The following is a 5,201-nucleotide window of genomic DNA, read 5'->3' as shown; positions in this document are numbered from 1 at the left end:
CGTCAGGTCTGCTTCAGCACGCCGATCAGGCTGGTGAGGCTGTCCTGGCCGTGGCCGGCGGCGACCCCGTCGCGGAAGACCTTCAGGACGGCGGCCGGGAGCGAGCCGTCCACACCGGACGCCCGCGCGGTGTGCAGCACGTGCTCCACGCTCGCCACGCCCATGGAGATCCGGTCGACGGTCCCCTCGTGGTCGCCCGCGGTGATGCGCGGGGCGTAGAACTCCTGGAAATAGCGGAGGTCCATCGACTTCACGGCATGCGGCAGGAAGTCCTCGGCCGAGATTCCGTTGGCCTCCGCCACGGCCTGGCCGTGCAGGTAGCCGGACAGTGCCGTCCAGAACATGTCCATGCCGATCTGGTAGTACAGCGCCGCCAGCCCATGGTCCTCGCCGAGGTACTCGATCCCCGTCAGCACCTCAAGGGCGGGCCGGTGCGCTTCGACCGCCTCTTCGGGGCCGCTGTAGTAGGACGAGGCGCCGGGCGTCCCGATGCCCGGAGGCGGCACCAGCACGCCACCGGTGATCTGCACGGCCCCGCGCCCGGCCAGCCATGCGGCCGCCTGACGTGCCCGGTCCGGGGTGTCCGAGGTGAGGTTGGCGAGGGTGCGCCCGGCCAGGGCGGCCTCCGGGGCCTGCGCCAGGACGCCGTCCATCGCGTCGTAGTCGATCAGGCTCAGTACCACCAGGTCGTTGGCGGTGAGCGCCTCCTCGACGGACTCCGCCCTCTTCGCGCCGCGCGCCACCAGTTCATCCGCCTTGGCGGGCGTGCGGTTCCACACCGTCACCTCGTAGCCGCCGCCGAGATAGGCACCGGCCATGGCCTGCCCCATGGGGCCCAGCCCGATCACGGTCACGGACGTCATGAATGATCTCCCCGCTACTAGAAAGAACGCTCTACTTAGCCGTGACCGTAGCACAGAACTAGAACGAACGCTCTACTCAGTACGATGGGCCCATGCGGACGCAGCACGAGATCGGCACCCGGGAACGGATCGTCCGGGCGACCTCCCGCCTGATGCAGCGGCAGGGATACGAGGCGACCGGCCTCAAGCAGATCTCCCAGGAGGCCCAGGCGACGCTGGGCTCGGTCTACCACTTCTTCCCGGGCGGCAAGCGGGAGCTGGGAGTGGAGGCGATCCGCCACGGCGACAGGGAGTTCGCCGAGTTCCTGCGCGCCGCGTTCGCCGCGGAGGGCGATCCGGCCGCGGCGATCGCCGCCTGCACCCGCGACCTGGCGGCGGGCCTGCGCGAGTCCGGCTGGCTCGACGGCTGCCCGGTCACCATCACGGCGCTGGAGAGCGCGGGCCTGGTGCCGGAGCTCCAGCAGGCCGCGGAGGACGCCTACGAGAACTGGCGCACGCTGGTCCGCGACGCGCTCGTGAACTCCGGCTTCGCCGCCGACGTGGCGTACGACCTCGCCCACAGTGTGATCAACCTGGTGGAGGGCGCGGAGCTTTCGGCACAGGTGTCCCAGAGCGAGACACCGCTGGAGATCGCCGGCAGGCACCTCGCCGTGCTCATCGACGCGTACCGCTGAGCGCCCCGCGCCGCTTCCGGACGGATCGCGGGAACGGGGCGACCGGCGGATGTCACGTTTCGGGCCGCGGGTGAGTCGTGATGGTGGATGTACGGAACAAGCTCATCCGGCCTTCGGGCCGGGAGCGTCTGGAGGAGTCATGACGTCACCCATCCTGGTCACCGGTGGTACGGGCACGCTCGGGCGGCACGTCGTCCCGCTTCTGCGCGAGGCCGGCCGTGACGTGCGGGTGCTCAGCCGGCGCAGCCGTGAGGCCGTGGACGGCATCGAGTACGTGACCGGCGACCTCCTCAAGAACGAGGGGATCGAGGCGGCCGTCGGCGGCGCGGAGACCGTCGTCCATCTCGCGGGCGGCGCCAAGGGCGACGACGAGGCCGCCCGGAACCTGGCGCGGGCCGCGTCGCGGGCGGGTGTGCGGCACCTGGTGTTCATCTCGGTCATCGGTGCCGACCGGGTCCCGCTGGCCTGGCTCAAGACCCAGCTGGAGGCCGAGCGCGCCGTGATCGACTCGGGCGTGCCGTGGACCATCCTGCGCGCCGCCCAGTTCCACGACCTCGTCCTGAAGGTCGTGGGGAGCATGGCGAAGCTCCCGGTCGTCCCGAAGCCGGGCGGTCTCCGGTTCCAGCCGGTCGACGCCCGCGACGTCGCCGCACGGCTCGCCGGGCTGGCGCTCGGCGCGCCCTCCGGACGGGTGCCCGACCTCGCCGGACCGAAGGTCTACGGGCTGGACGAACTGGTCCGCGGCCACCTCGGGGCGCGCGGCAAGCGCCGTCCGATGATGCCCGTCCGCATACCGGGGAAGGCCGGCCGCGCCTACCGCGCCGGCGACAACCTGAGCCTGGACGGCGCCGACCACGGCACCCGCACCTGGGAGGACTTCCTGGACGAGCGGCTCGGGCGGGCGACGCCCGCGCCGGCCCCGAGCCCCGGCCTGTCCCACGTCGACCGCTGAGGTTCCCCGCGGTCCGGCCGGGGAGCGTCAGGCGAGCTCCGCCTCGACCTGCTTGCGGAGGACCTTGCCGGTGGCGTTCCGGGGCAGCGGGTCGGTCGTCACATGCCAGCGGGTCGGGACCTTGAAGTAGGCGAGGCGCTCCTTGGCGAAGGCCGTCAGCTCCTCGGCGGAGGGCAGGGCGCCGGCGGCGACGACGATCGCCGCCACCTCCTGCCCGAGTTCCGGGTGCGCGGTGCCGACGACGATGCACTCGCGCACCCCGGGGTACTCGGCGAGGACGTTCTCGATCTCGATCGGGTAGACGTTCTCGCCGCCGCGGATGATCAGGTCGGAGCGCCGGGTGGTGAGCCGCAGCCGGCCCTCCTCCAGCACGCCGATGTCGCCGGTGCGCAGCCAGCGGTCCTCGTCGACGGCGCGGGCGGTGGCCTCCGGGTCCCGCCAGTAGCCGATCATGTTGTAGGCGCTGCGGACGCACACCTCGCCCTCGCTGCCCTCCGGCACGGGCTTGCCGTCCGGGTCGCGGATCTCCAGCTGGACGCCGATCGTCGGGCGGCCGAGCGTCCCCGGCGCCTCGGCCAGGTCCATGGGGGTGGCGACGGAGATCCCGGTGCACGACTCCGTCAGCCCGTAGCTGTCGACCAGGGCGCCGCGCGCCGGCGGGAACACCTTCTGCAGCCGCTCCTTGAACGCCGGCGAGGACGGCGCGGAGGCCAGCGCGAACGCGGTGAGCGAGGACACGTCGTACTTCGACAGGTCGCCGTGCTCCATCATGCGGTGCGCCATCGTGGGCACGGCGCCCCAGTTCGTCACCCGCTCCTTCTCGACCAGGCCGAGGACCTTGTCCACGTCGAACCCGCCCTCGGTCAGGACCGCGGCGGTGCCGGTGGCGAGCCGCGGGACGGCGAGGTTGTGCAGGGACGCGATGTGGAACAGCGGCATCGCGAGCAGGTAGCGGCGGGTCGACGGGTCGACGCCGAACTCGCTCATGACGGCGTCGTTGAACCGGTGGTACTCGATCACCGAGGCCAGGTTGCGGTGCGAGTGGACGGCGCCCTTGGGACGGCCCGACGTGCCGCTCGTGTAGAGGATGACGGCCGGGTCGTCCTCGGCGACGTCCGGGATGTCCAGTTCTGCGTCCGGGTAGCGCGCCATCAGCGAGGGCACGTCCCTCTCGACCGTCAGGACGTCCTCGGAGATCAGCGCGGCCCGCTTCTCGTCCGCGATCACGATCTTCGGGTCGGTGTGGCCGAGCGCGTACTCGATCTCCTGCGGCGCCCACCAGGCGTTGTAGCCGACCGCGACGGCCCCGGCCGCGATCGCCGCCCAGAAGGAGACGATCCATTCGGGGGAGTTGGCGGCGTTGATCGCGATGCGGTCGCCGGGCTCCACGCCGAGGTCGTCCCGCAGCGCCCTGGCCATGGACGCGACGGCGGCGGCGTGCTCGGCGAAGCTCAGCCGGCGGGACGCGGTGACGAGGTAGTCCCGGCCGCCGTAGGACGCCGAGCGGTTGAGCACCTCGCCGAGGCTGCGGGCCCGGTTCGCGAACACCGGCGTCGGGACGCCGAGCACGCTCTCCTCCCGGAGCTCGAACTCGCCGCCCGGACCGGTCAGCCTCCCCATGATCTCCATCGGCCCTCTCCTCTTCGCCGGTCCGCACTCGCCGGGTCCGCACTCGCCGGTCGACTCTCGCCGGTCCACCCGCGGGGACGGCCCATTGTCGGCCGCCGCGGCACGCGCATCACCAGGTCGTTCCGCTCAGCGGGATCGCCGCGCCGGGTCCGGCCAAAACCTCTCCCGGTGAGCGGGACTGGGGCGATGACGTGGGCCGAGTCACATCACGATGACCCGGACCAGGACTGAGCAGACCGGGCCGACACGGACCGGGCTGGGCGCGCACGCAGGACTGAGCGGGAGTGATCATGGGAAGCCTCAGCGACAGGGTCGCGATCGTGACGGGCGCCGGGCACGGCGTGGGGCAGGGCATCGCGCTCGCGCTGGCGTCCGAGGGCGCGGCGGTCGCCGTGCTGGGCCGGACGCGGGCCAAGCTCGACACCACGTGCGAGCTGATCGAGGCGCGGGGCGCGAAGGCGGAGGCGTTCGTCTGCGACGTCGCCGACACCGACGCGATCCCCGGGGTGGTCGAACAGGTCGCCGACGCGTTCGGCGGCATCGACATCCTCGTCAACAACGCCTACTCGGGCTCCTTCGGACCGCTGCTGTCGATGAGCGACGCGAAGTTCCAGAAGGGGTTCGCCACCGGCCCGTTCGCCGCGTTCGCGTTCATGAAGGCGTGCCATCCGCACATGAAGGCACGCGGCGGAGGCGGCATCATCAACCTCGTCACCTCCGCCATGGTCCGCTGGGACCCGTCCACCTACGGCGCCTACGCGGCGGCCAAGCAGGCGCTCCGGTCGCTGACCCGCACCGCGGCGGCCGAGTGGGGGCCGGACGGGATCCGCGCCAACAACATCGCCCCCCACGCGCTGTCACCGGGGCTCCAGTGGTGGGCGGAGAACGACCCCGAGGCGGCCGAGGAGTTCCGCAAAACGATCCCGCTCGGCTACATCGGCGACTGCGAAGAGGACATCGGCCGGGCCGTGGTGGCGCTCCTCCAGCCGGCCATGCGCTACCTCACCGGGGCGACCGTGCCGCTGGACGGCGGCCAGGCCAACTTCGGCTGACCGCCCCGCCCGCGCCACCCCTGCGTCCCAC

General features: G+C 72.2%; 5 protein-coding genes. 3 read left to right on the top strand and 2 right to left on the bottom strand.

All coding sequences use genetic code 11. The features are described from left to right. Nucleotides 1-2: 2 nt before the first annotated feature. Nucleotides 3-863 carry an NAD(P)-binding domain-containing protein gene (locus tag E1281_RS37330; RefSeq protein ID WP_131884421.1) on the bottom strand — a complete coding sequence of 287 codons (861 nt, stop codon included), beginning with the start codon at nt 861-863 and terminating at the stop codon, nt 3-5. Between the two features lie 92 nt (nt 864-955). Between E1281_RS37330 and E1281_RS37325 the strand changes: the two genes are divergently transcribed. After that, nucleotides 956-1,537 carry a TetR/AcrR family transcriptional regulator gene (locus E1281_RS37325; RefSeq protein WP_131884420.1) on the top strand — a complete coding sequence of 194 codons (582 nt, stop codon included), beginning with the start codon at nt 956-958 and terminating at the stop codon, nt 1,535-1,537. 139 nt (nt 1,538-1,676) lie between these two features. Beyond that, on the top strand, nt 1,677-2,489 hold the full coding sequence (locus E1281_RS37320; RefSeq protein ID WP_131884419.1) for an NAD(P)H-binding protein: 813 nt from the start codon (nt 1,677-1,679) through the stop codon (nt 2,487-2,489). Between the two features lie 27 nt (nt 2,490-2,516). Here E1281_RS37320 and E1281_RS37315 read toward each other — a convergent pair whose 3' ends face one another. Continuing rightward, nucleotides 2,517-4,118: a class I adenylate-forming enzyme family protein gene (locus E1281_RS37315; RefSeq protein WP_131884418.1), complete on the bottom strand. Its 1,602-nt coding sequence runs from the start codon at nt 4,116-4,118 to the stop codon at nt 2,517-2,519. 290 nt (nt 4,119-4,408) lie between these two features. Here E1281_RS37315 and E1281_RS37310 point away from each other — a divergent pair, with 290 nt between their 5' ends. Continuing rightward, nucleotides 4,409-5,170 carry an SDR family oxidoreductase gene (locus tag E1281_RS37310; RefSeq protein WP_131884417.1) on the top strand — a complete coding sequence of 254 codons (762 nt, stop codon included), beginning with the start codon at nt 4,409-4,411 and terminating at the stop codon, nt 5,168-5,170. Nucleotides 5,171-5,201 lie beyond the last annotated feature (31 nt).

Origin of the sequence: Actinomadura sp. KC345 (assembly GCF_004348515.1) — a bacterium.
GTDB lineage: Bacteria > Actinomycetota > Actinomycetes > Streptosporangiales > Streptosporangiaceae > Spirillospora.
The sequence above is the reverse complement of the archived record's forward strand: the minus strand, read 5'-3'. Positions and strand labels throughout refer to the sequence as shown.

Bases quoted from the DNA above. Each gene is read 5' to 3' on its own strand.
- E1281_RS37330 (WP_131884421.1), bottom strand. From the start codon at position 863: ATGACGTCCGTGACCGTGATCGGGCTGGGCCCCATGGGGCAGGCCATG.
- E1281_RS37325 (WP_131884420.1), top strand. From the start codon at position 956: ATGCGGACGCAGCACGAGATCGGCACCCGGGAACGGATCGTCCGGGCG.
- E1281_RS37320 (WP_131884419.1), top strand. From the start codon at position 1,677: ATGACGTCACCCATCCTGGTCACCGGTGGTACGGGCACGCTCGGGCGG.
- E1281_RS37315 (WP_131884418.1), bottom strand. From the start codon at position 4,118: ATGGAGATCATGGGGAGGCTGACCGGTCCGGGCGGCGAGTTCGAGCTC.
- E1281_RS37310 (WP_131884417.1), top strand. From the start codon at position 4,409: ATGGGAAGCCTCAGCGACAGGGTCGCGATCGTGACGGGCGCCGGGCAC.